The sequence below is a fragment of the Peribacillus sp. NPDC097895 genome (genome assembly GCF_050277555.1).
GTDB lineage: Bacteria > Bacillota > Bacilli > Bacillales > DSM-1321 > Peribacillus.
This window is the reverse complement of record NZ_JBNNSH010000005.1, coordinates 235,420-260,020: the sequence shown is the minus strand read 5'-3', so window position 1 is coordinate 260,020 and position 24,601 is coordinate 235,420. Positions and strand designations below refer to the sequence as shown.

Annotated in this window: 26 protein-coding genes, 21 tRNA genes and 1 rRNA gene; 36 read left to right on the top strand and 12 right to left on the bottom strand. The window is 42.9% G+C overall.

Annotated features, from left to right (window positions below):
- The 22 genes from rrf to ACQKMH_RS22400 all read left to right on the top strand — a co-directional run.
- Positions 1-95: ribosomal RNA gene (gene rrf, locus ACQKMH_RS22505) — 5S ribosomal RNA — on the top strand; the annotation flags it as partial.
- A gap of 10 nt (positions 96-105) precedes the next feature.
- Positions 106-181 (top strand) — tRNA-Val (locus ACQKMH_RS22500).
- Positions 182-191: 10 nt separating this feature from the next.
- Positions 192-267, top strand: a tRNA-Thr gene (locus ACQKMH_RS22495).
- Positions 268-288: 21 nt separating this feature from the next.
- A tRNA-Lys gene (locus tag ACQKMH_RS22490) sits at positions 289-364 on the top strand.
- Between the two features lie 8 nt (positions 365-372).
- Positions 373-454 (top strand) — tRNA-Leu (locus ACQKMH_RS22485).
- A gap of 8 nt (positions 455-462) precedes the next feature.
- Positions 463-537, top strand: a tRNA-Gly gene (locus ACQKMH_RS22480).
- Positions 538-549: 12 nt separating this feature from the next.
- Positions 550-638 (top strand) — tRNA-Leu (locus ACQKMH_RS22475).
- Between the two features lie 9 nt (positions 639-647).
- Positions 648-724: transfer RNA gene (locus ACQKMH_RS22470), tRNA-Arg, on the top strand.
- Positions 725-734: 10 nt separating this feature from the next.
- Positions 735-811: transfer RNA gene (locus tag ACQKMH_RS22465), tRNA-Pro, on the top strand.
- 17 nt (positions 812-828) lie between these two features.
- Positions 829-904, top strand: a tRNA-Ala gene (locus tag ACQKMH_RS22460).
- Positions 905-932: 28 nt separating this feature from the next.
- Positions 933-1,009: transfer RNA gene (locus ACQKMH_RS22455), tRNA-Met, on the top strand.
- Between the two features lie 10 nt (positions 1,010-1,019).
- A tRNA-Ile gene (locus tag ACQKMH_RS22450) sits at positions 1,020-1,096 on the top strand.
- Positions 1,097-1,116: 20 nt separating this feature from the next.
- Positions 1,117-1,209: transfer RNA gene (locus ACQKMH_RS22445), tRNA-Ser, on the top strand.
- A gap of 102 nt (positions 1,210-1,311) precedes the next feature.
- Positions 1,312-1,385, top strand: a tRNA-Met gene (locus tag ACQKMH_RS22440).
- 6 nt (positions 1,386-1,391) lie between these two features.
- A tRNA-Asp gene (locus ACQKMH_RS22435) sits at positions 1,392-1,467 on the top strand.
- Between the two features lie 23 nt (positions 1,468-1,490).
- A tRNA-Phe gene (locus ACQKMH_RS22430) sits at positions 1,491-1,566 on the top strand.
- Positions 1,567-1,582: 16 nt separating this feature from the next.
- Positions 1,583-1,658 (top strand) — tRNA-His (locus ACQKMH_RS22425).
- Between the two features lie 4 nt (positions 1,659-1,662).
- A tRNA-Gly gene (locus tag ACQKMH_RS22420) sits at positions 1,663-1,736 on the top strand.
- 5 nt (positions 1,737-1,741) lie between these two features.
- Positions 1,742-1,818, top strand: a tRNA-Ile gene (locus ACQKMH_RS22415).
- Between the two features lie 12 nt (positions 1,819-1,830).
- A tRNA-Asn gene (locus tag ACQKMH_RS22410) sits at positions 1,831-1,905 on the top strand.
- 1 nt (position 1,906) lies between these two features.
- Positions 1,907-1,997, top strand: a tRNA-Ser gene (locus ACQKMH_RS22405).
- 3 nt (positions 1,998-2,000) lie between these two features.
- Positions 2,001-2,072, top strand: a tRNA-Glu gene (locus tag ACQKMH_RS22400).
- 41 nt (positions 2,073-2,113) lie between these two features.
- Here the strand turns inward: ACQKMH_RS22400 and ACQKMH_RS22395 are convergent.
- Positions 2,114-2,863 carry a TraR/DksA C4-type zinc finger protein gene (locus ACQKMH_RS22395; RefSeq protein WP_427589593.1) on the bottom strand — a complete coding sequence of 250 codons (750 nt, stop codon included), beginning with the start codon at positions 2,861-2,863 and terminating at the stop codon, positions 2,114-2,116.
- A 138-nt stretch (positions 2,864-3,001) separates the two neighbouring features.
- The gene (locus ACQKMH_RS22390) at positions 3,002-3,922 is read right to left on the bottom strand and encodes a 1,4-dihydroxy-2-naphthoate polyprenyltransferase (RefSeq protein WP_427589592.1); all 921 of its coding nucleotides are present in this window, start codon (positions 3,920-3,922) and stop codon (positions 3,002-3,004) included.
- A 299-nt stretch (positions 3,923-4,221) separates the two neighbouring features.
- On the opposite strand from ACQKMH_RS22390, the gene ACQKMH_RS22385 reads away from it, so the two are divergent.
- The 7 genes from ACQKMH_RS22385 to ACQKMH_RS22355 all read left to right on the top strand — a co-directional run bounded on the left by ACQKMH_RS22385 (position 4,222) and on the right by ACQKMH_RS22355 (position 12,168).
- Entirely contained in the window at positions 4,222-5,631 is a 1,410-nt protein-coding gene (locus tag ACQKMH_RS22385; protein ID WP_427589591.1) for an isochorismate synthase, read from the top strand.
- The gene (menD, locus tag ACQKMH_RS22380; RefSeq protein ID WP_427589590.1) at positions 5,624-7,375 is read left to right on the top strand and encodes a 2-succinyl-5-enolpyruvyl-6-hydroxy-3-cyclohexene-1-carboxylic-acid synthase; all 1,752 of its coding nucleotides are present in this window, start codon (positions 5,624-5,626) and stop codon (positions 7,373-7,375) included. The genes ACQKMH_RS22385 and menD overlap by 8 nt, the downstream gene beginning before the upstream one ends.
- Positions 7,372-8,193: a 2-succinyl-6-hydroxy-2,4-cyclohexadiene-1-carboxylate synthase gene (menH, locus tag ACQKMH_RS22375; RefSeq protein WP_427589589.1), complete on the top strand. Its 822-nt coding sequence runs from the start codon at positions 7,372-7,374 to the stop codon at positions 8,191-8,193. Before menD ends, menH begins: the two co-directional genes overlap by 4 nt.
- Positions 8,194-9,012 (top strand): 1,4-dihydroxy-2-naphthoyl-CoA synthase, encoded by an 819-nt coding sequence (gene menB / locus ACQKMH_RS22370; protein WP_230158751.1) that lies wholly within the window; start codon positions 8,194-8,196, stop codon positions 9,010-9,012. It abuts the gene before it with no gap.
- Between the two features lie 85 nt (positions 9,013-9,097).
- Positions 9,098-10,579 carry an o-succinylbenzoate--CoA ligase gene (locus ACQKMH_RS22365; RefSeq protein WP_427589588.1) on the top strand — a complete coding sequence of 494 codons (1,482 nt, stop codon included), beginning with the start codon at positions 9,098-9,100 and terminating at the stop codon, positions 10,577-10,579.
- Positions 10,576-11,679 (top strand): o-succinylbenzoate synthase, encoded by a 1,104-nt coding sequence (menC, locus tag ACQKMH_RS22360; protein WP_427589587.1) that lies wholly within the window; start codon positions 10,576-10,578, stop codon positions 11,677-11,679. The genes ACQKMH_RS22365 and menC overlap by 4 nt, the downstream gene beginning before the upstream one ends.
- Positions 11,680-12,021: 342 nt before the next feature.
- Entirely contained in the window at positions 12,022-12,168 is a 147-nt protein-coding gene (locus ACQKMH_RS22355; protein WP_427589586.1) for a hypothetical protein, read from the top strand.
- 43 nt (positions 12,169-12,211) lie between these two features.
- Here ACQKMH_RS22355 and ACQKMH_RS22350 read toward each other — a convergent pair whose 3' ends face one another.
- Together ACQKMH_RS22350 and ACQKMH_RS22345 are read right to left on the bottom strand one after the other, a co-directional pair.
- Complete coding sequence (locus ACQKMH_RS22350; protein WP_427589585.1) at positions 12,212-12,907, bottom strand: response regulator; 696 nt, start codon at positions 12,905-12,907, stop codon at positions 12,212-12,214.
- Complete coding sequence (locus ACQKMH_RS22345) at positions 12,900-14,510, bottom strand: ATP-binding protein (RefSeq protein WP_427589584.1); 1,611 nt, start codon at positions 14,508-14,510, stop codon at positions 12,900-12,902. The genes ACQKMH_RS22350 and ACQKMH_RS22345 overlap by 8 nt, the downstream gene beginning before the upstream one ends.
- A gap of 141 nt (positions 14,511-14,651) precedes the next feature.
- Between ACQKMH_RS22345 and ACQKMH_RS22340 the strand changes: the two genes are divergently transcribed.
- Positions 14,652-15,716: a DctP family TRAP transporter solute-binding subunit gene (locus ACQKMH_RS22340; protein WP_427589583.1), complete on the top strand. Its 1,065-nt coding sequence runs from the start codon at positions 14,652-14,654 to the stop codon at positions 15,714-15,716.
- 59 nt (positions 15,717-15,775) lie between these two features.
- Here the strand turns inward: ACQKMH_RS22340 and ACQKMH_RS22335 are convergent, their stop codons facing one another.
- From ACQKMH_RS22335 to yidD, 3 genes are all read right to left on the bottom strand, one after another.
- A complete protein-coding gene (locus ACQKMH_RS22335; protein WP_427589582.1) occupies positions 15,776-16,132 on the bottom strand; it encodes a hypothetical protein in 357 nt (118 codons plus the stop codon).
- Positions 16,133-16,367: 235 nt separating this feature from the next.
- Entirely contained in the window at positions 16,368-17,315 is a 948-nt protein-coding gene (locus tag ACQKMH_RS22330; RefSeq protein WP_427589581.1) for a metal ABC transporter solute-binding protein, Zn/Mn family, read from the bottom strand.
- Positions 17,316-17,439: 124 nt separating this feature from the next.
- Positions 17,440-17,661 (bottom strand): membrane protein insertion efficiency factor YidD, encoded by a 222-nt coding sequence (yidD, locus tag ACQKMH_RS22325; protein WP_427589606.1) that lies wholly within the window; start codon positions 17,659-17,661, stop codon positions 17,440-17,442.
- Positions 17,662-17,849: 188 nt separating this feature from the next.
- Here yidD and ACQKMH_RS22320 point away from each other — a divergent pair, with 188 nt between their 5' ends.
- Complete coding sequence (locus ACQKMH_RS22320) at positions 17,850-18,323, top strand: S-ribosylhomocysteine lyase (protein WP_427589580.1); 474 nt, start codon at positions 17,850-17,852, stop codon at positions 18,321-18,323.
- 45 nt (positions 18,324-18,368) lie between these two features.
- On the opposite strand, the gene ytzI is transcribed toward ACQKMH_RS22320, so the two are convergent.
- Positions 18,369-18,524 (bottom strand): YtzI protein, encoded by a 156-nt coding sequence (gene ytzI / locus ACQKMH_RS22315; protein ID WP_427589579.1) that lies wholly within the window; start codon positions 18,522-18,524, stop codon positions 18,369-18,371.
- A gap of 124 nt (positions 18,525-18,648) precedes the next feature.
- On the opposite strand from ytzI, the gene ACQKMH_RS22310 reads away from it, so the two are divergent.
- Positions 18,649-19,089 (top strand): Dps family protein, encoded by a 441-nt coding sequence (locus tag ACQKMH_RS22310; protein WP_427589578.1) that lies wholly within the window; start codon positions 18,649-18,651, stop codon positions 19,087-19,089.
- A 107-nt stretch (positions 19,090-19,196) separates the two neighbouring features.
- Here the strand turns inward: ACQKMH_RS22310 and ACQKMH_RS22305 are convergent, their stop codons facing one another.
- Positions 19,197-19,463, bottom strand: coding sequence for a DUF6154 family protein (locus tag ACQKMH_RS22305; RefSeq protein WP_377356534.1), 267 nt, complete (start codon positions 19,461-19,463; stop codon positions 19,197-19,199).
- A gap of 226 nt (positions 19,464-19,689) precedes the next feature.
- Between ACQKMH_RS22305 and ACQKMH_RS22300 the strand changes: the two genes are divergently transcribed.
- Together ACQKMH_RS22300 and ytkD are read left to right on the top strand one after the other, a co-directional pair.
- A complete protein-coding gene (locus tag ACQKMH_RS22300; RefSeq protein WP_230158763.1) occupies positions 19,690-20,040 on the top strand; it encodes a hydrolase in 351 nt (116 codons plus the stop codon).
- 122 nt (positions 20,041-20,162) lie between these two features.
- A complete protein-coding gene (gene ytkD, locus ACQKMH_RS22295) occupies positions 20,163-20,621 on the top strand; it encodes an RNA deprotection pyrophosphohydrolase (protein WP_427589577.1) in 459 nt (152 codons plus the stop codon).
- A 72-nt stretch (positions 20,622-20,693) separates the two neighbouring features.
- Here the strand turns inward: ytkD and ACQKMH_RS22290 are convergent, their stop codons facing one another.
- The 3 genes from ACQKMH_RS22290 to ACQKMH_RS22280 are packed head-to-tail and all read right to left on the bottom strand — an operon-like array spanning position 20,694 to position 23,273.
- Positions 20,694-21,485, bottom strand: a complete 792-nt coding sequence (locus ACQKMH_RS22290) for an ABC transporter permease (RefSeq protein ID WP_427589576.1) — start codon at positions 21,483-21,485, stop codon at positions 20,694-20,696.
- On the bottom strand, positions 21,475-22,245 hold the full coding sequence (locus tag ACQKMH_RS22285) for an ABC transporter ATP-binding protein (RefSeq protein ID WP_427589575.1): 771 nt from the start codon (positions 22,243-22,245) through the stop codon (positions 21,475-21,477). The genes ACQKMH_RS22290 and ACQKMH_RS22285 overlap by 11 nt, the downstream gene beginning before the upstream one ends.
- A gap of 26 nt (positions 22,246-22,271) precedes the next feature.
- Complete coding sequence (locus ACQKMH_RS22280; RefSeq protein ID WP_427589574.1) at positions 22,272-23,273, bottom strand: ABC transporter substrate-binding protein; 1,002 nt, start codon at positions 23,271-23,273, stop codon at positions 22,272-22,274.
- Between the two features lie 96 nt (positions 23,274-23,369).
- Between ACQKMH_RS22280 and ACQKMH_RS22275 the strand changes: the two genes are divergently transcribed.
- Positions 23,370-24,200 carry an alpha/beta hydrolase family protein gene (locus ACQKMH_RS22275; RefSeq protein WP_427589573.1) on the top strand — a complete coding sequence of 277 codons (831 nt, stop codon included), beginning with the start codon at positions 23,370-23,372 and terminating at the stop codon, positions 24,198-24,200.
- 47 nt (positions 24,201-24,247) lie between these two features.
- The gene (locus tag ACQKMH_RS22270) at positions 24,248-24,490 is read left to right on the top strand and encodes a DUF2584 domain-containing protein (protein WP_427589572.1); all 243 of its coding nucleotides are present in this window, start codon (positions 24,248-24,250) and stop codon (positions 24,488-24,490) included.
- Positions 24,491-24,601 lie beyond the last annotated feature (111 nt).

Here is a 24,601-nt window from a genome sequence, read left to right as displayed (position 1 = left end):
GTCACACCCGTTCCCATTCCGAACACGGCAGTTAAGCTCTTCAGCGCCGATGGTAGTTGGGGGTTTCCCCCTGTGAGAGTAGGACGTCGCCAAGCATTTATATATGGAGGATTAGCTCAGCTGGGAGAGCATCTGCCTTACAAGCAGAGGGTCGGCGGTTCGATCCCGTCATCCTCCACCATTTTACACCTGCCGGTGTAGCTCAACTGGTAGAGCAACTGACTTGTAATCAGTAGGTTGGGGGTTCAAGTCCTCTTGCCGGCACCATCTTTTAGGTAGTACAAGCACGAGCCATTAGCTCAGTTGGTAGAGCATCTGACTTTTAATCAGAGGGTCGAAGGTTCGAATCCTTCATGGCTCACCATTTCATATGCGGGTGTGGCGGAATTGGCAGACGCACCAGACTTAGGATCTGGCGCCGCAAGGCGTGGGGGTTCAAGTCCCTTCACCCGCATCTTACATGCGGAAGTAGTTCAGTGGTAGAATACAACCTTGCCAAGGTTGGGGTCGCGGGTTCGAATCCCGTCTTCCGCTCCACTTTTCGTATGTGCCGGGGTGGCGGAACTGGCAGACGCACAGGACTTAAAATCCTGCGGTAGGTGACTACCGTACCGGTTCGATTCCGGTCCTCGGCACCATTATAATGTGCGCCCGTAGCTCAATTGGATAGAGCATCTGACTACGAATCAGAAGGTTGTAGGTTCGACTCCCGCCGGGCGCACCATGTTTTTTTGCGGGAAGTAGCTCAGCTTGGTAGAGCACTTGGTTTGGGACCAAGGGGTCGCAGGTTCGAATCCTGTCTTCCCGACCACGTGATTTTTAATGAATGGGGCCTTAGCTCAGCTGGGAGAGCGCCTGCCTTGCACGCAGGAGGTCAGCGGTTCGATCCCGCTAGGCTCCACCATTTTTCAATCAGATACTTATATTATATTGGCGGTGTAGCTCAGCTGGCTAGAGCGTACGGTTCATACCCGTGAGGTCGGGGGTTCGATCCCCTCCGCCGCTACCAATAAATATAAGGACCTTTAGCTCAGCTGGTTAGAGCAGACGGCTCATAACCGTCCGGTCGTAGGTTCGAGTCCTACAAGGTCCACCATATTCATTTTTTAAAGCCGTGGAGGTATACCCAAGTTCGGCTGAAGGGATCGGTCTTGAAAACCGACAGGGGAGTCAAATCCCGCGGGGGTTCGAATCCCTCTACCTCCTCCATTTTTTCAAAAAGCAGCAAGTTGTTTTTAAACAACCTTACATAGAGGAAGCGAAAAAACGATATACACGAAAACTTGATGCAAATCGTTTCATTATTACCGTCGCGGGGTGGAGCAGTCCGGTAGCTCGTCGGGCTCATAACCCGAAGGTCGCAGGTTCAAATCCTGTCCCCGCAATTATTAGGTCCCGTGGTGTAGCGGTTAACATGCCTGCCTGTCACGCAGGAGATCGCGGGTTCGATTCCCGTCGGGACCGCCATTTTTAAAATTTAATACAAATGTGGCTCAGTAGCTCAGTCGGTAGAGCAAAGGACTGAAAATCCTTGTGTCGGCGGTTCGATTCCGTCCTGAGCCACCATATCTTTCATATTACGGCGGTTGTGGCGAAGTGGTTAACGCACCTGATTGTGGTTCAGGCATTCGTGGGTTCGATTCCCATCAGTCGCCCCATTTCGCGGGTGTAGTTTAGTGGTAAAACCTCAGCCTTCCAAGCTGATGATGAGGGTTCGATTCCCTTCACCCGCTCCAAATATGGGCCTATAGCTCAGCTGGTTAGAGCGCACGCCTGATAAGCGTGAGGTCGATGGTTCGAGTCCATTTAGGCCCACCATATTCATATTGTTCCGCAGTAGCTCAGTGGTAGAGCATTCGGCTGTTAACCGAACGGTCGTAGGTTCGAGTCCTACCTGCGGAGCCATGGGGAAGTACTCAAGAGGCTGAAGAGGCGCCCCTGCTAAGGGTGTAGGTCGCGCGAGCGGCGCGAGGGTTCAAATCCCTCCTTCTCCGCCATTTGGCCCGTTGGTCAAGCGGTTAAGACACCGCCCTTTCACGGCGGTAACACGGGTTCGAATCCCGTACGGGTCATAACAAAAAAGGAAGCATACATAAATGTATGCTTCTTTTTTTCATTTCCTTTCCTTGATATAACTATCTTTTTGTCTATAGGGAATGTCTCCAAGCTGGGAATCTATATGTTCTTCTGTCAGTGCATCTTCATATTCCTTTTGCTTTTTGTTCTGGATGTCCATTCTATTTTTTCCTTCGATATCATTTGCGGTAAATCCTTCATAGTCTTCAGGAAATCCATTCGTTTCATCTTCGGTTTTATAAAGATCATTATAATGGTCATGATCGCCTGTGTAATCAGATGGCGTTTCGGATGTACCGAATTTGGCAACTTCACCAAAGCTATCTTCTTTATCCACCAATTCTTTTCCATGACGATCTTCAAAATGATCTCCCTTGGATGGGATCAGTATGTCCTCTTCAACTGGACGATCTTGTACAGTCGTTCGTTCTGGTGCATGCTCGACACAGTAGAGAGTGCTTGGAATTGCTTCAAGTCTTTCAAAAGGGATTTCTGTATGGCAGGTTTTACAATGTCCATATGAACCTTCTTCTATAGCATTCAATGCTTCTTCGATTTTATCCATTTCAATTTGTGCATGCTCATCCAGTGCTTGATTCCGTTCCATCTCGAATAATTCAGTTCCAAGGTCAGCCGGATGATTATCATAGGATGATAATTCCCCTACGGATTCCGTCTGGCTTTTATTCAGAACCGATTGTTCATCATTTTGTATTCTATTTCCGAGTTCATCTTTTTCTTTAAGCAGTTCATTTTTTAACATTTGCGTTTGCTGTATTGTTGCCATATCCATTTCACTCCTTATAGTCGTTATCACATTAAATATTGGTAAGATGGTATTATTATCTATTACCCGAATCTTCGTAAAGGAAAACAAATGGAGGATTGAAAAAGGACCGAGCGGAATGAGCTCAGTCCTTGAAGATTATATAAGATAGCTGATGAATAATCCTATGGCCATAAGTAAGCCAAAGAAGGTGTTTGTTTGGGCCGTGGCTTTCATTGCTGGTACCATCGTGATCGGCTGTGTTTTACCGACGAAGCCTTTGATTGCTGCCATGGCTTTTGGAATGCTTAGGAAGGCAAGTAGAACCCACGCTGTTACACTTCCAGTAAGGACTAACCCAACAAGCCATAGGTAAGAGAAAGCAAACATGATAGCCATGAATGTAAGGGCGTTTTTCCTGCCCATCACGACTGGCATCGTTTTGCGGCCATGTGCCTTATCTCCATCATGGTCACGGAGGTTATTGGATAGGTTGATCAGCCCGACTAATATTCCACTTGGTATGGCAATTAAGATAGCAGTCGAAGAAACATAACCGGTTTGAATGAAAAAGGCGATCAAAATGATCAAAAAGCCCATGAACAATCCTGAAAAAAGTTCCCCGAAAGGTGTATATGAGATGGGCAGGGGGCCTCCTGTATAAAGATAACCGACAAGCATGCAGACAAGTCCTACTGCAGCAAGCCACCAAGATGATGCAGCACAGATATAGATTCCAAGTATCAGTGCGATGGCGTACATGCCAAGAGCTAAGGTCATGATGAGCTTAGGGGTCATCCCATGGCGGACGATTCCGCCACCAATTCCGACAGATTCCTTCGTATCCAAGCCTCTTTTGAAATCGTAGTATTCATTGAATAAGTTAGTTGCAGCCTGAATCAGGATACTTGCAACCATCATGGCAGCGAACAGCAGCCAATTAACGCCATCTTCCAAAAGCGCAATCACAGTTCCAAGTAAGACCGGGACAAAAGCAGCGGTTAGTGTATGTGGACGAATTAACTCCCACCAAATCTTCCAGGTCCGTTTAAGGGGAAGTTCGTCGTATTCTGTTTGCATTATTTCTCTCCTCAAAATCATTATTGGTTGTCTCAAAAGTATAACAAATATTGAAATGTTGCACAAAAGGTTATCCTAATAAGTGTAGGAAAAGTCGGGAATGGTGTCAATTGGATTTCCCGGTTGATTCACTTCCAAAATCAAGGATATTTCTCTTCATTCGCTAAGATTCATATAATAAGGAAAAAAGCAGGAATGAATCGTTCGGTAAAGGGGCGTTTTATTGACATTGGGTTGAAGGGAGGTGTATCTTTAAATAGGTAAAAAAGCTTTTAAAATGTACATTTGGGGGGATTTTTTTGGCTATCTCAGAAGAAACTGAACAGTTTCAGGGACTGGCTTCAGCTATACAAAAGGCGAAGGACTTGAATGATCAAGTTCTATTCAGTCATATTAAGAAAGTTAATTGCACGAACCCCCTTTCATTTTATCAAGCTGGAAGAGAACGGTATGCGGGTGAACGCTTTTTCTGGGAGGACCCTGCAAAGGAAATAACCATCACTGGTTTAGGCAATGTTAAGAAAATCAAAGCGGCACCAAATGCCGATCGTTATAGAGAAGTCGAAAAGAGCTGGATCAAACTGCAGAATACTGCTGTCAAAACAGGAGTGACCGATGTAGAAGCGACCGGTCCTTTACTTTTTGGGGGCTTTTCTTTTGATTATGAATCTAACAGTACGCTCCTTTGGAATCAATTTGGGGATAACCTGTTTTATATACCTGCCTTCATGCTTTCAATAGTGGGGAAACAAGCTTACTTAACGACAAACTTACTTTGTTCACCTGATGATTCAGAAAAACTCTTCATAGATATGATAAATGAACGGGAAGCTTTCCTTTTTGAAAGCTTGGATGGCACTGGATTGGGTTCCAATTCCCTGCTTAAGCAGAGGGAGGTCGACCCTGAGGGATGGAAGCGGACGGTCGCAGAGGCCGTAGAGGAAATCAAGGCGACAGATCTCGACAAGATCGTTTTGGCAAGGGAGCTACGGCTTGAGTTCGAGCGTTCCATTGATTCTGGGAAGGTGCTTGAGCAATTGATTGCTGAACAGCCATTAAGCTATATTTTCAGTTTGGAGGCGGGCGGTGATTGTTTTGTCGGTGCCACTCCTGAACGTTTAATTAAGAAAAAGGGAAATGAAGTTTTTTCAACCTGTCTTGCTGGATCGATGGGACGAGGGAAAGATGAGCAAGAAGATGTTAGTCTTGGTGAAGAATTGCTTCATGACCAAAAGAATTTGCAAGAGCACCAATATGTCGTGTCGATGATATCAAAGGCCTTCGATGCGGTATGTGAAAAGGTAATGGTTCCAGCCGAACCGGAACTTATGAAAAACCGCCATATCCAGCATTTGTATACACCGGTACATGGTCTATCTAAAGCAGGTGTCACTATTTTTCAATTCGTGGAAAATCTCCATCCAACACCGGCTATGGGCGGGCTTCCAAAAGAAAAGGCTGTTGTCCGAATTCGGGAAATGGAAGGTCTTGAACGCGGCTTTTATGCGGGTCCTTTAGGCTGGGTGGATACGTATGGGAACGGAGAATTTGCTGTAGGGATACGTTCTGCTCTAATACAGAATAATGAGGCATCGCTCTTTGCGGGATGCGGTGTAGTGGAGGATTCAACTCCCGAAAGTGAATTCCGGGAAACGGGAATTAAATTCAATCCGATGTTAAGTGCTTTAGGAGGAAACCTTAATGAATGACCGAGATGCATTGACAGCGTATGCTGCTTCATTTGTCGATGAGCTGGCACAAAATGAGATGAAACATGTGGTCGTGAGTCCAGGTTCACGATCTACACCTCTCGCTTTGTTGCTTGTGGAACATCCTGATATCAAAGTTCATATTAATGTGGATGAGCGATCGGCCGCTTTTTTTGCCCTTGGTCTCGCCAAGGCCTTAAAAGAACCTGTCGGACTTCTTTGTACGTCCGGTACAGCGGCTGCGAACTTTTATCCAGCCGTCATTGAAGCTTTCTATTCAAGGGTGCCACTTATTGTACTTACTGCCGATCGTCCGCATGAGTTGCGTGATGTCGGTGCCCCACAGGCAATCGATCAGATTCATCTGTACGGGAGGCAAGTTAAATGGTTTGTCGAAATGGCACTTCCTGAAAGTACAGATGAGATGATGCGGTATGCAAGAACGATCGGTGCAAGGGCAGTAGCTACTGCGGCCACTGAACCTGCTGGACCTGTACATTTAAATTTTCCGCTTCGTGAACCACTGATTCCGAATCTGGAGGAAGCAAAGGAATATAGGGAAAATAAATTGGCACCTGCCGTGTTGATCGACAGTGGGGAGCGTTCACTGTCCGCATCACAACTAGAAGCTGTGACAGCTACATTGTCACAAGCGAAGCAAGGCATCATAGTGTGTGGGGAATTACCGCAACCAGAGATGAAGGAAGCCATCGTCGCATTAGCGGCTAAACTTGGTTTTCCGTTACTGGCTGACCCTCTTTCCCAGCTAAGAAGCGGGAGTCACGACAAAGCCGTCATTATTGATACATACGATACGTTTCTGCGCGATGAAGCCGCGAAGGCAGCTTTCAAGCCAGTCGTGATCTTGCGTTTCGGGGCAATGCCTGTTTCTAAACCGTTATTGTTATTCATGAAAAAACAAAAACAGGCCATCACCTTGGTCGTCGATGGCGGAGCGGGGTGGCGCGAACCAGCCGGCTTGGCAACGAACATGATTTACTGTGAAGAGAAAGATTTCTGTCAACGTGTTGGTGAAAAAATTACGGATGCCGTTGATGATGAATGGCTTGGATTATGGCAAACAGTCAACGGAGCTACAAAGAATGCCTTAGCCTCCATTCGAGATGAAGAGGAGTTAAGTGAAGGCAAACTGTTCTCCCTGTTACAGGATATGATGCCAATGGAATCCACATTATTTGTCGGTAATAGTATGCCGATACGTGATTTGGATACATTCTTTTTAAATAATGGAAAAGGAATTAAAACCTTTGGAAATCGTGGGGCGAATGGCATTGATGGTGTCGTTTCCTCTGCACTTGGGGTTAGTACGGTATCGAAAAATACAGTGCTGGCAATCGGGGATTTAAGCTTTTTCCATGATATGAATGGCTTGCTTGCGGCAAAACTTCAAAAGCAAGATATCACGATATTGCTTATTAATAATGATGGAGGCGGCATATTCTCCTTCTTGCCGCAGGCGAATGAGAGAGAACATTTCGAAACGCTATTCGGCACGCCTCATGGACTTGATTTTTCCCATACTGCCCAGCTTTATGGCGGTAAATACAACAAAGTGCATAATTGGGATGAGTTAAAGAAGGTATTTATAGAGTCGTTTGAAATCCAAGGTTTGAAAATAATCGAAGTACCAACAGAAAGAGAATCCAATGTCCAGATGCATCGAAATTTGTGGAGTTTTGTTTCCCAGGAAATAAGAATGGTGTTAGATAGGGAAATATCATGAATATTGTCTGCGGGGATGTCACTTATGCTGTTGAAATAACGGGAAATGGAGAACCGCTTGTACTTTTACATGGATTTACGGGAAATCGGGATACGTGGAAATTCCTCATTCCGTTTTTGCATGAGAGATATACCATGATCATGGTCGATATTATTGGCCATGGCATGTCTGCGGCACCAGCGGATTTTCATCGGTATGAGATGGAACGTGTGGCGGAAGATCTCAAGTATATTTTGGAGAAGCTGCATTTCCCGAAAACCCATATCCTTGGATACTCCATGGGGGGAAGGCTTGCATTGGGTTTTGCCTGTTTGTATCCTGAGTTTGTCGATACATTGATTTTGGAAAGCGCTTCACCCGGTCTTTTAACAGAAGAGGAACGGGAAATCCGAAGGCAAAATGATAGGAAGCTTGCCGAAAGGATTCTTGAAAAGGGCATGGAAGCATTTGTTGATCAATGGGAAAACATCCCGCTGTTTGAAAGCCAAAAAAGGCTATCATCCAAAACAAGGTTGTCCATACGGGAGCAGCGGTTAGCCAATGTCCCTACTGGTCTTTCCAATAGCCTTCTTGGTATGGGGACTGGCAGTCAAGCTTCTTACTGGGATGAACTCGATACGCTTGATTTTCCTGTGCTCCTTATAACAGGTGAACTCGACCCAAAGTTTTGTGAAATTGCGGATTTGATGATTAAAAAGCTGAAGCGGGCTGAATGGAAAATAATAAGTGATGCCGGGCATGCGATTCATGTGGAAGATGGAGAAAAGTTTGGTAAAATAATAAGTGAGTTTTTAAAACGAAATCAAGGAGGAATTTAGATGACGATTCAATGGGAAACTATACGTGAGTATGATGAAATTTTATATGAAAAATATAATGGGATCGCGAAAGTGTCCATCAACCGACCACATGTACATAATGCATTCACGCCAAAAACGACTGCCGAAATGATTGATGCATTCGCGAGGGCGCGTGATGATTCAAGCATCGGTGTCATTATTTTAACGGGTGTAGGCGGCAAAGCATTCTGTTCAGGCGGAGACCAAAAAGTACGCGGAAATGGCGGATATGTTGGTGAAGATAATATTCCACGTCTTAACGTTCTTGATTTGCAACGTTTGATTCGCGTGATTCCAAAACCTGTCGTAGCTATGGTTGCAGGCTATGCAATTGGTGGCGGTAATGTCCTGAATGTGGTATGTGACTTGACGATTGCTGCTGACAATGCAATTTTCGGACAAACTGGACCGAATGTAGGAAGCTTTGATGCAGGATATGGTTCTGGCTACTTAGCGCGTATCGTGGGCCATAAGAAGGCACGGGAAATCTGGTACCTATGCCGTCAGTACAATGCTCAGGAAGCGTTGGATATGGGATTGGTCAACACGGTTGTACCATTAGACCAATTAGAAGCGGAAACAGTTAAATGGTGTGAAGAAATGCTTGAGAAGAGCCCAACGGCACTTCGTTTCTTGAAAGCGGCAATGAATGCTGACACGGATGGCCTTGCAGGTCTTCAACAATTGGCTGGCGACGCTACACTTTTATACTATACAACAGAAGAAGCAAAAGAAGGCCGCGATGCATTCAAGGAAAAACGCAATCCGGACTTTGGGCAATTCCCTCGTTTCCCTTAATGGAACGCGTGAATCGATGAGACTGCAGCTTGGCGGATAATCGCCGGGCTGTTTTCTATATCTAAATATAGGAGGGTAAGCAACCATGGCAGAAGAAAAGTTGCCTAACTGGCTGAAAAATCGGGCGCATCTTTCACCGGATCGTCCGGCAATCGAGTTTGAAGGTCGTACGTATAGCTTTCTTGAACTGCATACATTAACAGAGAAGATGGCTGGAAAGCTAGCGATTAAAGGTCTGAAGGCTGGCGATTCATGCGCGGTTTTACTCCGTAACAATATTGATGGTGTCGTCGTGATTCATGCACTATTTTATCTCGGTGTGAAAATTGTGATGCTGAATAATAAATTAACGGCAAAAGAGCTGTCCTGGCAGATTGAGGACAGTGATACGGGCTATTTGGTTTCGGAAGGTTCCTTCTCCGACAAACTCTCCGATGTTGCCGATATACTTCCGGATTTACACCTTCTTTTAATGGAAGAATTGCCGGAGGGAGGAAAGGCAGAGATTTTGCAGGAGTTTTATCTTGATGATACGGCTACGATCATGTATACATCGGGTACGACAGGAAATCCAAAAGGTGTGATCCAAACATTCGGCAACCATTGGTGGAGTGCCGTCGGGTCGGTTTTGAACCTTGGATTGCATGAGGATGATTCTTGGTATTGTGCGGTTCCAATCTTTCATATTAGTGGACTATCCATCCTGATGAAAAATGTGATTTATGGCATGAAGGTCGTTTTGGCAGAGAGATTTGATGAAAGGGAAGCAAACCGGAGCATACAGGAAAATGGCGTGACGATCATCTCGGTCGTGACGGCGATGCTTAACAGGCTGTTGCGTGATTTGAAGGAGACAAGCTATCCCAATGCCTTTCGCTGTATGCTGTTAGGCGGAGGCCCAGCTCCCATTCATTTACTTGAAGTTTGTAAGGAGAAAGGGATTCCCGTTTATCAGACGTATGGGATGACCGAAACGTCTTCACAGATTGTGACACTGGCACCGGAGTATAGCATGACAAAAATCGGATCAGCGGGAAAACCATTGTTCCCTTCACAGTTACGGATAGAGCTTGACGGCAATATTTGTGAATCCGGAGCAGCGGGTGAAATCGTGGTTTCGGGTCCGAATGTGACAAAAGGGTATTTCAATCGTTTGGACGCTACGCAGCAGGCGATTGCAGATGGATGGCTTTATACCGGGGATCTTGGTTATCTGGATGAGGAAGGCTTTTTATATGTGCTTGACCGACGCTCGGATCTGATCATATCCGGAGGAGAAAATGTCTATCCGGCTGAGATTGAAAGTGTCCTTAGTAAGCATCCTGATGTTTTCGAAGCGGGAGTGACGGGGACTGAAGATGAAAAATGGGGACAGGTACCACTTGCTTTTGTCGTCTTGCATCAAGGAGCGGAGCAAAAAGAGAAAGACCTGCTGGAGTATTGCAGAGAATTCTTGGCACCCTATAAAATCCCCAGGAACGTGATTTTTTGCGAGGAACTTCCCCGGAATGGTGCAAGCAAGCTGCTGAGAAGGGAACTGAAGAAGAGAATGGGGGACTGGCAATGAAGTTATCCTCCATTTCCCTAAAGGTCATTAAGGCCCCTTTGAAGCGGCCATTTAAGACGCATCTCGAAACGGTAAGTGAACGGGAAGTGATAATTGTCGAGGCCAAGGATAAGGATGGATTGATTGGATACGGAGAAGCCGTTCCTTTTTCAAGTCCTTGGTATACCGAGGAAACGATCAAAACCTGCTTTCATATGTTGGAGGATTTCTTAATACCGTTGACATTGGCCAGTCAGTTTGGACATCCTGATGAGCTGCCGGGCTTATGGAGCGGAATCAGACGGAATGCAATGGCGAAGTCGGCTCTAGAACAGGCAATTCTTGATCTATATGCGAAGCAGAAGGATGTCTATCTCGGACGTCTGTTTGGCGGCGAACGAAGTGAAGTGGCTGCTGGTGTAGTGGTTGCATCCAATGATATAGAAGATGCGATGCGCCAAATCGATGATTTTTCCGGATCCGGTTATCAGCGTTATAAAATAAAAATCAATCCGCAAAATGATCTGGAGTTTTTAGCGGAAATACGTCGGGCCTATCCCGATATCCCACTAATGGCAGATGCCAATTCAGCGTACACTCTTGATGACATCCCACATCTGCAGAAGCTTGATGTGTTTAAGTTGATGATGATTGAGCAGCCGCTAGGTCATGACGACATTGTTGAACATTCCATTTTGCAAAAACAATTGCAGACACCCATTTGCCTAGATGAAAGCATCAATTCCTATCATGATGCCAAAAGTGCGATGTCTCTCAGGAGCTGTGGGGTGATCAATATTAAGATGGCAAAAGTCGGCGGCTGGACGGAAGCGGTCAAAGTCCATGATCTATGTGTGGAAAATGGCGTGCCCGTTTGGTGCGGGGGGATGATTGAATTTGGCATATCACGTGCCCATAATATCGCTCTTGCCACTTTAAAAGGGTTCACGATTCCCGGGGATATATCATCCTCATCTCGCTATTGGGAAGGGGATATAATCGATCCGGAAGTCATTGTCGAAAATGGCTTGATCCAGGTTCCCCAAAAAGCCGGAATCGGTTTTGCCGTCAATGAAAAGCGGTTAAAAGATCTGACTACATATAGTAAACTTTACAAATGAAAACAAAAAAGAGGTGGATATCCCACCTCTTTTTAAATTAAATGATATTCCTCTGACAGCTTTATCTGCTGCATGCTTTTCAATCTGCGGTATATATTACTTCACCCATTTCGTACTTTATAGTCGGATAACCCACCCTTTTAGTTAATGATTTTAATAGGATACTAACAAATATTTTACATTGGCCCTATAATGCTTTTATAAAATGTCATTTAACTCATTTAAATGGCTCGATGATGCATATTTTTCTGGAAAATGGGGCTTTGTCTATTTTTTCTATTATGGATTATTTTGTATAATGAGATAAAAGTATAGAAACTAAGTAAAAGGGAGGGAGAGTATATGAAAAAACCGTACCTTATCGCAGAAATTCTATTAAGAAGGGGTATGCCCGACTATGTCATTAAAGAAGTGACGGCATTGGAGGAGTGTGAACTGTTTCTTTTGAAGAGAAAATGGGGCCAATATAATCGAAAGACGGGTGCTTAATTGAAAAACTAAAAGGGAACCGCTTTTATGGTCCCCATGTGCTTTACTGCTTTTTTAGCCGGTACCTATTGACCGGACGGCCAATGCTTCCATATTGGACGTCAAGCTGAAGGACTTCTTCGTCGTGTAAGTATTCAAGATAGCGCCGGGCTGTAACTCTGGCAATTCCAATTCCATCGGCCACCTCTTCTGCGGATAAGGCTCCAGGCATCGTTTTTATGAATTTCGTCACTTGCTCAAGCGTCGCACCATTCAGTCCTTTAGGAACATCGTATTTTGGACCGGTTTCAGAAGGTGTTTTATTTTGAAAGAGAATTCGGTCGAGTTGATTTTGAGAGATTTGATGGTCCGGTTCAACCTCCATCCGAAAAGCAAAATATTGTTCAAGCGTATGCTTTAGCCTTTCAAACTTAAATGGCTTGATTAAATAGTCAAAAGCCCCGTTCTGTATCATTTTTCGAATCGTTTTCTGGTCATTGGCTGCCGAAATGATGATGACATCCACATCCATTTGTTCTTTTCTTATTTGATAGAGTGTATCGACCCCGTTTAAAGCAGGCATGAAGATGTCCAAAATGACAAGATCGGGTTTAGACTGCCTGATTTTTTCCAGACCCTCAAGTCCATTGGAAGCTGTATCAACGACTTTAAAAGAAGGCAGGCGCTCGATGAATTGTTTGTTAACCTCTTGGACCATTGGGTCGTCTTCAATTAAAAGTACACGAATTTCATTAGTCATTTTGGATCTCCTCTATATCATGCATGGGAAAGGAAAGAAAAAAGCTTGTCCCTTCGTTATGCCGTGTCGTGAATTTCATTTCTCCGTTCGCTTTTTTTACAATTTGATTTATTAAATAAAGGCCAATTCCTGATCCTTCCGCACCTTTTGTTGTAAAACCATATTCGAATATATCTTCATGAATGTCCTCGGGAATACCGGGTCCGTTATCCTCGAGTACGATTTGACAATGTCGTTCATCCTGGTAGATGGATAGATATACCTGCTTTATGTCCTCTTCGCAATGTTTTAGCGCGGCGAAAGAATTTTCGATCAAGTTTCCGATTATCAAAACAAAATCGTGATGATCCATATCAGCTGGAAAGTGGTCCAATTTCATGTGCTTATCCATTATGAGTTCGATTCCGAGTTCCCGTCCCAAAGAGATCTTGCTTAATATAAGCCCCACAATATTATCATCGTGAATATGCTTCGTTAAAAACCTGGTCAATTCCTCTTGCTCTTCCGTGATTTGAAAAATGTAATGCAGTGCTTCGTCAAGATTCCCCAGCTGGATCAATCCTGCTATCGTATGAAGTTTGTTCATATGCTCATGATTTTGAACACGCAGTGCTTCAACGAATGCTTTAACACTGGTCAACTCTTCAGCAAGCTTCGTCACATCTGTGCGATCCTGGAAAATGGCCACGGCACCGATTGTTTTATCCGCAATCTTTATCGGTACCCGGTTGCTTACAATATTCCTGTTTTGAACCGAGATTTCCTGATTGAAGATGGGAGATGTCCGGTCGAGCACTTCCGGGAGACGGGTATCATGTATAATATCATTGATATTCTTGCCTATCACCGCACCGTTAATTTTGAATATTTGCTTAGCCTTTTCATTGAAAATCGTGATGGTCTGATTATTATCTATGGCAATGACCCCTTCATGCATGGCATTGAAGGCAGCGGTCCTTTCGACTAACATCCGTGAAATTTCATGTGGTTCAAGTTGGAAGGTTTCTTTTTTTATCTGTCTGGCCATCAGCCATGAACCACATACACCGAATAGAAGTGTAAGAAAAAGGATAATCGCGATTTCGCCTCTCAAATCCTTGATTAATTCCGGGATTGTCGGCAAGATATTCCCAACCAAAACAACGCCGATTTGCTCGTTTTCCTGATCAAGGATCGGGACAAAGGCACGTATGGAAATGCCTAGTTCGCCAGCCGCCTTTGAAATGTACTCGTGTTCAGCAAAAGCAGCGCTTTCGTCGTTGCTGTTCGATGGGGTCCCCAATTGACTGAACACTGGATGTGAATAGCGTATATGCTGATTGTTGAGCACAACTATATAATCTGCTTGATGGAATTTCCTTAAGTTTTCAATCATCGGGTTCAGTTGCTTCCATCCTTCGGGCTCGCGAACAAATTTTTGAACTTCGGGGAGCTCGGCAATGGTGTGGGCAGTGATCATGGAGCGTTTGCCGATTTCGTCTTCCCTGACTGAAACGATATTTCCAAATATAAAAATCCCGCCTATAAGTATCGAAAAAGCGACGATTACGAATGATAGCAGGGTGATTTTGAATTGAATGGGCATATGAAAGGATTTATCCATTATTTTTCCTCCATTACTTCTATACTTTATAGTAACAGAATTTCTATCTCTTTTCGCTATTTTTCGCGCATTGTATTACGACAGTAAAATGGCTGTGATAGAATAGAAATAATATGAAGTGAGCGGTAAGGAGTTGTCGATATGCGTGCATTATGGGGGTACTTCATTTTAATTGGCATGGGGCTTTTGATAGCCGTCTATATATCATTTCAATCATTCTTTACCAGCTTCGGTTTCAATTTGCCGAAGGATGAGGAGCAGGTGGGGATGGAGGATCAGATCGTAATTAAGTTCAGTCATGTCGTCGCCGAAAATACACCTAAAGGGCTGGCTGCGAACCGATTCGCCAAACTTGTGGATGAATATACAGATCATCGTGTCAAAATTGAAGTCTACCCTAATCAATCCTTATATAGTGATCATGAAGAAATCGATGCGTTACACGAAAACAAGGTACAGATGATTGCTCCAACTACATCCAAAATTACGAACATATCAAAAAAATGGATGCTTTTGGACCTTCCTTACGTTTTTCCAACCGACGCTGCCTTGCAGGAAGCTTTGAATGGAGAAGTGGGGGAAGAGCTGCTTACGCATTTAAATACCATGGATATCGAAGGTCTTGCATTCTGGTCGAATAACTACAAGCAGATTACAAGTAATAAACCGATACGGCATCCAAGTGATTTTGCAGGAAAGAATTTTAGAATCATGCCAAGTGCAGTCCTGGAAAGCCAATTCACGCATTTTGGGGCAACCACATCGGAGCTGGAATTTAATGATACGTTTAAAAGCCTTGAAATCAATAAGACGGACAGCCAGGAAAATACGATCTCGAATATTTATTCCAAGAAATTATATGAGGTGCAAAAATATTTAACGATCAGTGATCACGGGTATTTAGGTTATGTCGTCATGATAAACAAGCCGTTTTGGGACAAGCTTCCGCTGGATATTCAGCAGGAAATCAAACGGGCAATGGACGATACAACCAAATGGCTATGGATCAAATCAAATGAATTGAATCAGGAGCAGCTTCGGGAAATCAGGCAAAAATCTAACATCGACATTTATACATTGTCAGATGAAGAAAAGAAAGAATGGATGGATGAGATGACGGTCATCTATCCGGAATTCGAGGCTACGATTGGAACGGAATTGATGAGGAAAATGGAGAAAATTCGCGAGAAGTATTTAAAAGAATAACTAACGTAAGGGAATCCCATTGAAAGGGGTTCCCTTCTTCTTTATCGTTCCCGATAGAATTACTCGTCTTGATTTTTTAAAAAATCAATCATTTCTTCATAATCATATGTTTTTAAAACCAAACCATTTACATCGAACACGATGAATGCAGGTTCTTTCTTTAATTCAAGTTTTGGATATTGCTCATTCAATGACTTGTAAGATGCTTCATTTGTAATTGGGCCCACATTGGTTATATTACTCTCTTCTAGTAAATCAAATGTAATTTCTTTACCAACGGCTTGGAGCGAATACTTATGACCCTCACTAGGCAAAAGATTCGGATGAATTCTAGCGAAATCATCTTTTTCATCCGTGCAAGCAACTAGCATCGATAGGAGTAGAAGCGTTAAACTTCCATTTATGATCTTTTTCATATTCTCCCCTCTATAAGCTTAAATTTGATTATTTCATAAATTGTATTAAAGCTTATCATAGGTTGCTTAAAAACAGGAGGCTATCAGTAATCAATTTGCTTTGTCAAGATCCGAAACTCCAACTCAAATAGGGGCAGGTATTTTTGCTGAAAGCTGACAAAACGAAAAAGAACTCTTTATAGTGCCGAGGTACAAAAAAAAGAAGCGGATCCAAAGGGATCCGCTTCTTTCTCGTCTATTTCAATGCAGTTTGCAGTGTCTTGATATTTTTTTCCATTAAACTGAAGTAATCTTCACCGGCTTCAATGTCTTTATCCGTCAATACGGAAAGGTTATGGAGCTTAAGTGATTTTGCTCCCATTTCCTTTTGAATGATCTCTGTTAATTTTGAACTGATATTCTGCTCAAAGATGACATAGTTCAAGTTTTCTTTATCAGCCATGGTAACGATTTTTTCCAGTTCCTTTTGAGAAGGCTCGTTTGAAGACGTTAGTCCTGTGACACCAATCTGTTCAAGTCCATATCGTTCCTCCCAATAACCATAAGCAGAATGCGAAACGATGATCTTATTGGTACGGCCAGATTCGATTGTCGTCGCGAATTTTTTATCGAGTGCCTTCAGCTTTTCGGAAAGTTCGTTGAATCGGCTGTTGAAATACTCTTCCTGTTCAGGCATTTTTTTCGTTAATTCTTCCTTGATACTTTTAGCCATTTCAATGGAATAGATGGGATCCAACCACAAATGGGGATTTACGCCACCATGATCATGACCGTCTTCTTCATGTGCATGTTCGTCTTCATGTGCGTGCTCATCTTCATCTAGATGAACCGTTTCGCCTACAGCGACTGTGGTGACGCCCTCTTTGCTTAAAATCGGTTCAGCTTTGGTTACGAAGCCTTCAAGATGATAACCAATATAGAAAAATAGGTCTGACTCAGCCATTTTTACAATATCCTTTTGAGAGGGATCAAACGAGTGTTCATCCGTTCCGGGAGGATATACCGTTTCGACGTTAACGTACTCACCGCCAATAGCTTCAGTGAAGTATTGTAAAGGGTAAACCGTCGTGTAGACGTTTAAAATGTTTTTATCAGTATGGTTAGTTTCTCCCTTTGAATTGCCACAGCCTGAAAGAAAAAGCGCTGTAACTAGAAAAAGGGAGAGTAATACTCTTTTTTTCATGAATAACTCTCCTTATTAGATAATTCGTATTGATTACGATTTGAGTTTTATATGTTAAAAACGAAATGATTACGATTTGACTTCTGTATAATACAAAAGATTACACAAGAAAGCAAGGTTTTTTCTAATGATTTTCACCTTTTTTCTTTTTTTCTGGAACAAGGTCAATGCCTCCTGGATGAAACGGATGACATTTAAGAATCCGGACGATGGCTAACCAGCTTCCTTTTAATGGACCGAACCGATTTATCGCTTCTAAACCATAATGGGAACAAGTCGGGTAAAAACGGCAGGTGGGTGGTTTTAATGGAGAAATGGCAACTTGGTAAAAACGGATGATTCCCATTAATATTTTTTTCAAAATGTGTTCATCCCTTTTCGATTAAATTCGCTACCTTCAATTATAGCATATTTTCTAAATTTCCAAAAAGGTAAACATATTGGAAATCCGAGCTGAATAATAAGAATTAAAGGATGAAATATATTGTTATTCAAGGTAAAATGGAAATGACATACTATTAAGGAGTGAATTAAATGCCTTCAGTTGAAAGCTTTGAATTAGATCATAACGCTGTAAAAGCCCCATATGTTAGACATTGCGGTGTCCATAAGGTAGGAACAGATGGTGTTGTTAATAAATTTGATATCCGTTTTTGCCAGCCGAATAAACAAGCGATGAAGCCTGATACGATCCACACATTGGAACATTTGCTAGCATTCAATATCCGTAAGCATTCTGAACGATATGATCATTTTGATATTATCGATATTTCGCCTATGGGATGTCAAACAGGTTATTACCTTGTGGTCAGCGGTGAGCCGACTGTAACGGAAATAATCGATGTTCTTGAAGATACTTTCAAGGATTCCGTTACAATTACAGAAATTCCTGCAGCAAATGAAAAACAATGCGGGCAAGCAAAATTACATGATCTTGAAGGAGCAAAGAAATTAATGAATTTCTGGCTTTCACAAGATAAAGAAGATCTTCATAAAGTTTTCGGTTAATAAAAAATGAAAAAGTTCCTGTCATTAAATTGACAGGAACTTTTTTCATTTTTTGGGCTCTTCATTTTTTGCGTCATCTTCAGGCAATGGATCAATAGGATCCACTGTATGCTTGTAGCTGTAACCTTTTCCGATCGTTAGAACGGATAATGCCAATACAATCAGAATCACGATGATGGAGATAACTAAAACCGTAACCATACTTTACAGCTCCTATCGGTTCCATTTTAGTTTCATTTTAGCATAAGAACAGGATCAGAAAATGTTTCAATTTTTGAAGAGAGGGAATCATAAAGGTATAACCAACTTACGGAGGTAGATATTTATGGCTCAGAAAAAATTAGGAACTTTAGTGAATAAGGAAATTGCAAACTTCAGTGTTCTTTATACGAAAATTCATAATTACCACTGGTTCGTGAATGGACCGCACTTCTTTGAACTTCACCAAAAATTGGAAGAGTTATATGTAGAGGTGACATCCAATTATGACGAATTGGCCGAACGACTATTGGCCATTGGTGAAAAACCGGTTGCTACCCTTAAAGAGTACTTGGAATTAACTACGATTGAAGAAGCAACAGGTAACGAAAATACTGAAGATATGGTTCAAAGCGTCATCAACGACTTCGAGAAGCTATCTGAAGAATTCTTAGAAATCATTGAAGTGGCTGAAGAAGAAGATCCGGTTACAGCTGATATGCTGACAGGCATGAAGAAAAGCTTAAACAAACATGCTTGGATGCTACGTGCGTATTTAGGACATTAAGGTTTAGGGAAAAGCTCTGCTACGGTAGGGCTTTTTTTTATGGACGAAGAAAATTAAGACAATAAAAAAGGCATCCATCAAAGGAGGGACACCTGACAAAGTATGTATTAATGAATATTCCTAGGCGGAAAATGTGTAGGTTTCGTGTCGTTCATGCTACTTTGTGCGAACTTCCCTTTTAATGTTTCAATAATGTAAAGGCCCATTAGATTGGTTAGTTCTTGATCATCCATCTCTTGAAGCAATTCGAAAATTTCCTTACGGTCCAGTTGTTCCAGAACCGCAAAAGTAAGCATATCAATATCTTCTTCATCACCAGTCAACTTATTACGGTACATATTGTATAATTCTTCAATTAACTTCAAAACTTTCACCTCACATTTCTTAGAAATCCGTTATCTCTTTATATGTAGGTTATCAAAAAAACCTCTGGGTGCATATAAAAATTTGAAGGATGCTTGGGCTTATTATATGTTTTACCCTTTGAAAGATACTTTAATCTATTATTTAACAACTTTGTTATACCTTAAACAAAATTTTCCATTGTATGAAGTGGGGAATTACGTGAAAAAATAAGCGTAGGATATTTGGAAAGGGTGGATGAATGTGTCTGAAAAAAGGAAAAAGTATTACATTTGGCTTCCGAATGGGCAGATAACACAAGATAGAGAAAGTTCTCCGTGGAATTTCGAGATCGAGGCCACCGATAACGAAGTCCTCCAGTTACGTGAGCTATTTGATTATAATTATTCAATAGGGGAAGAAAACTTTTACCGGGCACATGTCCCATACCTTCAATATCATTTTGACCGCGAAAATGATAAACAAGATATCACGCTCCAAAAAATTTACGAAATGATTTATCAACTTGGTACTGAAGAAGGAAGACAGCATATAGAAAGTATGGGGATTTTACAGGCAAAACCAACAGACGATGGCCTCGAGTATTGAGGGGCCATCGTTTTTTCGATGTGATGAAGATTCTTGCTAGATAGTAGGTTTTTTTATCCATATAATGAGTAATGAGTCCAATAATTTTAATGATTATTTCTTATATGGAGAGAAGGGGAAAAATGAACCGGTTTTTTGATAAGAACGGATATATGGTGGAATTCTCCGAGGATCCTGTTTTTGGGGAGTCTTGGCATGTTTTTGTACTCAGCAGGTATAAGGGAAGGTGGGTATTGACTAAACACAGAGAGCGGGGATTGGAGTTCCCGGGAGGTAAGCGAGAAGCAGGAGAGTCGATTGAAGAAGCAGCTATAAGGGAAGTGTATGAAGAAACGGGGGGATTGGTTGGGCAACTGCGATTTTTGGGACAATATAAAGTACATGATCCAATAAAACCAATCATTAAATCGATATACTTTGCTAATTTACATGAGGTGGAAAAGAAAGAAGATTACCTGGAAACCGACGGTCCGATTTTCTTGGATATATTGCCTGAGGTACTTGGCGATGAGTTTAGTTTCATCATGAAAGATAAAATCGTGCCGTTGAGCATATCAAGGCTGGATGATAGTAAGCTGTAGATAGCAAAATGCGAGTAACGCTAACAATTTGGCACAATAAAATGAAACTGCCGAGGGTTATCGGCAGTTAGGTTAGTCTTTGATTAGTTTTCGCTCGAGCAGTTCGACAAGTTGATACATGATGGTAGCAAAGACGGCGATGATCATCAAGGCAAGCATGACGAGGGTGAAGTTGAAGACTTGAAAGCCATAAATGATTAGATAGCCTAGTCCTTTTGCCGAGACAAGGAATTCTCCGACGATTACGCCGACCCAGGACAGGCCGACATTCACTTTCAATGTCGAGATGATGGTTGGGAAAGAGGCGGGTAATATGGCTTCCCGGAAGGACTGAGCCCTTGTGGCACCGAATGTTTGCAACACCTTCAGATAGTTCGGATCAACTTCTCGGAATGCGGTGTAGACGACGATGGTGGTGATGATGATGGAGATGATCGCCCCCATCGATATGATGGATGGAAAGCCAGGGCCGAATGCTACGATGATGATGGGCCCGAGTGCCACTTTCGGCATGGCATTTAAAATGACGAGATACGGGTCAAGTGTCTTTGATAATCTTGGTGACCACCATAGCAGGGATGCCAGGACCGTTCCAAGCAGTGTCCCGATGATAAAGCCTAAGACGGTCTCGAATAGCGTCACGCCCGAATGCGAAAGCAGTGTTCCATCGCCCAATTTCTGTATGAAAAGATGCCACACTTTAGATGGGGAGCTGAAGATGAGCGGGTCGATCCATTCCATCCGTGAAAAAAGCTCCCAACTGCTGAAAAAAACAATGAAAATCAGGATCTGATAAAAACGAATGAGCCTGTTTTCCTTTTTTAAAGAGGTTTTATATTGGTTATGAAGTTGTTCAATATTCAAGGCTCTCAAGCTCCTTCCAAATCGTTTGGAATAGCATCGGATACTGTGGATGGTTGCGTGCATGGAAAGGCGTCAGCTCGCGCAGTTCATCGGGCACCTCGAATGTTTTGTGCAAGCTTCCCGGGTTCGCGGAAAACAAATGAATGCGGTCGCTCATTGCAATGGCCTCACCGATATCATGGGTGACGAGCACGGCTGTCTTTCCGAAGGATTTCAGGGTTTCAAAAATAAGGTCTTCCAGCTTCAACTTCGTTTGGTAATCAAGAGCCGAGAATGGTTCATCAAGCAAAAGGATTTTGGGGTCGACCGCTAGTGTCCGTGCCAATGCAGCCCTTTGCCTCATTCCTCCTGAGAGTTCGCGCGGATATAATTTTCCGGTGCCTCCCAATCCAACGTCATTTAAAAGTTTTAGCGTTTTTATTCTCTCAAGGCCTTCATCCTTATTAATCAGTTTCAATCCTAATAAAACATTTTCTTCTATCGTCTTCCATGGAAAAAGATAATCCTGCTGCAGCATATAGCCGATTGAAAGGTCACTGTCAGCATTCAGCGGTTTGTTTTCTAGCAGGATCTTTCCAGAAGTGGGCGGAAATAACCCGGCGATGATGGAAAGCAGAGTGGTCTTTCCGCAGCCGCTCGGACCTAGAAAAGAGACGAATTCACCTTTTTCAATGTCGAGGGAAATGTCCGCGAGTGCGGTCGCTGCCGTCTGATTTGAAAAATAAGTATGGTGAATGTCTTGGATTTTTAAAAAGCTCATCTGACATCCTCCTTACCTTAGCTAAGCTATTTTGTGACTTTTTCAGCAAATTCGGTATTGACCAGTTCATCATGGCTTATTCGTGAAGGCAGCTCGCCGGCTTCATCCATGATGTTTTGCAGGTTGTTCCATTCTTCTTCATCAAGAATAGGGTCGGTGGCAAAGGATTCTTGTTCTTTGTAACGGTTGATAACTGTTTCCATCGTATCGATATTGGTATCTTCAAAATACGGCTGAATGACTTCGGCAATTTCGGCAGCGTCATTTTCCTGAACCCAATCCTGTGCTTTTTTCAATGCTTTTGTGAATTTCTCGACGGTCTCTTTGTCCTCTTTCAAATAGCTTTCTTTAGCCATATACACCGTATAGGGAAGATGCCCGGACTCGGTGCCGAAAGAAGCTACGATATGGCCTTTTCCTTCTTTTTCAAATACACTGGCCGTTGGTTCGAACAATTGAACAAAATCCCCGGTTCCGGAAGCGAAGGCAGTTGCGACATTCGCAAAATCAATATTCTGTATGAGGTTCAAATCTTTATGCGGGTCTATGTTATGTTTTTTCAATACGAACTCGCCGGCCATCTGCGGCATACCGCCTTTTCGTTGGCCTAGGAATGTTGAGTTTTTCAGCATATCCCAATTGAAGTTGTCAATTTTTTCACGTGAAACAAGAAATGTTCCATCGGTCTGTGTTAATTGAGCGAAGTTGATGACGGGGTCCTTAGAACCTTGCGCTTGAACATAGATTGATGTTTCAGAGCCAACAAGAGCAATATCAGCTCCATTGGAAATGAGTGTGGCCATCGTCTTGTCGCCGCCTGCCGTCGTTTTCAAATCGATGCTTAGGCCCTCCTCTTTAAAAAATCCCTTTTCAATCGCTACATATTGCGGTGTATAGAAAAGGGAGCGGGTTACTTCGGCCACCCTGACCTTTGTTGTTTCCTTGTTCTTGTTGCCGCATGCTCCGAGCGGGATAACCAGCAAGCACAGAAGTAAGAATACGACACCTGCTTTACACCATTTTTTCAAAATTCCTTCCTCCTTGATAAATAGGTATTTTGCCTACTTTATCGTATGAACGGAAGAAAAAAATGTGAATGCCCTTCAGGGGATAAAAACAAGCGGATGTTTTACAATAAGATTAAGGAGAAAGGAGAGTGGAAATTGGAAAACGGAACAATTATTTCGAAACGGCGGTTTCCATCACCGCATCCACAAATCCATCTTTATTCAGTTACATACATATCACAAGGCTTGAAGGTAAAGGGGTTACTGGCTGAACCGGTCGATGGTGAAGTTCATGATGCCTTCTTATATTTACGCGGCGGGATAAAAAATGTCGGAAAGGTGAGGCCCGCAAGGATTGTGCAGTATGCCGTTGAGGGATTCATCGTTTTTGCCCCTTTTTACCGTGGGAATCAAGGCGGAGAGGGAGATGAGGATTTTGGAGGCGAGGATCGGTTCGATGCGATATCAGGGTTCAATCTTCTTGAACAGCACCCCCGAGTGAACAAGGATCACATTCATATCCTTGGATTTTCCCGTGGCGGCATCATGGCGCTTTGGACGGGGATATACTGTAAGAATGCAGCGTCGATCGTCACATGGGGAGGTGTATCGGATATGTTTTTAACATATGTCGAGCGGGTCGATATGCGTCGGATGATGAAACGGGTAATCGGCGGCACACCTAAAAAATGCCCTGATCAATATGAATACCGTACGCCATTGTTTGCAATTGAAGATTTGGATGTACCGGTTCTGATCATTCATGGTGAAAAGGATGATAATGTTGCCATTGAACACGCATATCGGTTGGAGAAAAGGTTGAAAATGCAAGGCAAAAAGGTGGAAAGCTGGTATTTCCCCCAATTCACACATTACTTCCCACCGGCCGTCAACAGAAAAGTAGTTGAAGATTTAACATCTTGGATGAAAAATAAAACCAAAAAATGATAGAATGAAGTATATGATAAGTATATTGGCAAGAGGAGGAGATACACATGGGCATGCCTATGGAACTCAACACCATGATCGTTACAAAAGGAAACGAAACTCGTGAACAAGAAAATATCTTTAGACTGACAAAGGATGGTTACCGGCTATATCCTATCGATATTCCAATCGATGTCCGCAAAACGATTCAATCTGACTCAAGCGGAACTGCCGTTATCCAAAAAGTCGAATGGACAAGCGAAAAAACCATCATTACGTACCAATTACTATCATTGAACTCAACTAACTAAATAGATAGCGAGCGCTTGCCGGGAATAGCTCCGCTGCAAGCGCTTTTTTTATTTGGTTAATGGAATGCGACCTGCGCGCTGGTAATTCGACCCCGCGGAAATAATTACGTA

Bases quoted from the DNA above. Each gene is read 5' to 3' on its own strand.
- ACQKMH_RS22395 (WP_427589593.1), bottom strand. From the start codon at position 2,863: ATGGCAACAATACAGCAAACGCAAATGTTAAAAAATGAACTGCTTAAA.
- ACQKMH_RS22390 (WP_427589592.1), bottom strand. From the start codon at position 3,922: ATGCAAACAGAATACGACGAACTTCCCCTTAAACGGACCTGGAAGATT.
- menD (WP_427589590.1), top strand. From the start codon at position 5,624: ATGAATGACCGAGATGCATTGACAGCGTATGCTGCTTCATTTGTCGAT.
- menH (WP_427589589.1), top strand. From the start codon at position 7,372: ATGAATATTGTCTGCGGGGATGTCACTTATGCTGTTGAAATAACGGGA.
- menB (WP_230158751.1), top strand. From the start codon at position 8,194: ATGACGATTCAATGGGAAACTATACGTGAGTATGATGAAATTTTATAT.
- ACQKMH_RS22365 (WP_427589588.1), top strand. From the start codon at position 9,098: ATGGCAGAAGAAAAGTTGCCTAACTGGCTGAAAAATCGGGCGCATCTT.
- menC (WP_427589587.1), top strand. From the start codon at position 10,576: ATGAAGTTATCCTCCATTTCCCTAAAGGTCATTAAGGCCCCTTTGAAG.
- ACQKMH_RS22355 (WP_427589586.1), top strand. From the start codon at position 12,022: ATGAAAAAACCGTACCTTATCGCAGAAATTCTATTAAGAAGGGGTATG.
- ACQKMH_RS22350 (WP_427589585.1), bottom strand. From the start codon at position 12,907: ATGACTAATGAAATTCGTGTACTTTTAATTGAAGACGACCCAATGGTC.
- ACQKMH_RS22345 (WP_427589584.1), bottom strand. From the start codon at position 14,510: ATGGATAAATCCTTTCATATGCCCATTCAATTCAAAATCACCCTGCTA.
- ACQKMH_RS22340 (WP_427589583.1), top strand. From the start codon at position 14,652: ATGCGTGCATTATGGGGGTACTTCATTTTAATTGGCATGGGGCTTTTG.
- ACQKMH_RS22335 (WP_427589582.1), bottom strand. From the start codon at position 16,132: ATGAAAAAGATCATAAATGGAAGTTTAACGCTTCTACTCCTATCGATG.
- ACQKMH_RS22330 (WP_427589581.1), bottom strand. From the start codon at position 17,315: ATGAAAAAAAGAGTATTACTCTCCCTTTTTCTAGTTACAGCGCTTTTT.
- yidD (WP_427589606.1), bottom strand. From the start codon at position 17,661: ATGGGAATCATCCGTTTTTACCAAGTTGCCATTTCTCCATTAAAACCA.
- ACQKMH_RS22320 (WP_427589580.1), top strand. From the start codon at position 17,850: ATGCCTTCAGTTGAAAGCTTTGAATTAGATCATAACGCTGTAAAAGCC.
- ytzI (WP_427589579.1), bottom strand. From the start codon at position 18,524: ATGGTTACGGTTTTAGTTATCTCCATCATCGTGATTCTGATTGTATTG.
- ACQKMH_RS22310 (WP_427589578.1), top strand. From the start codon at position 18,649: ATGGCTCAGAAAAAATTAGGAACTTTAGTGAATAAGGAAATTGCAAAC.
- ACQKMH_RS22300 (WP_230158763.1), top strand. From the start codon at position 19,690: ATGAATGTGTCTGAAAAAAGGAAAAAGTATTACATTTGGCTTCCGAAT.
- ytkD (WP_427589577.1), top strand. From the start codon at position 20,163: ATGAACCGGTTTTTTGATAAGAACGGATATATGGTGGAATTCTCCGAG.
- ACQKMH_RS22285 (WP_427589575.1), bottom strand. From the start codon at position 22,245: ATGAGCTTTTTAAAAATCCAAGACATTCACCATACTTATTTTTCAAAT.
- ACQKMH_RS22275 (WP_427589573.1), top strand. From the start codon at position 23,370: ATGTTTTACAATAAGATTAAGGAGAAAGGAGAGTGGAAATTGGAAAAC.
- ACQKMH_RS22270 (WP_427589572.1), top strand. From the start codon at position 24,248: ATGGGCATGCCTATGGAACTCAACACCATGATCGTTACAAAAGGAAAC.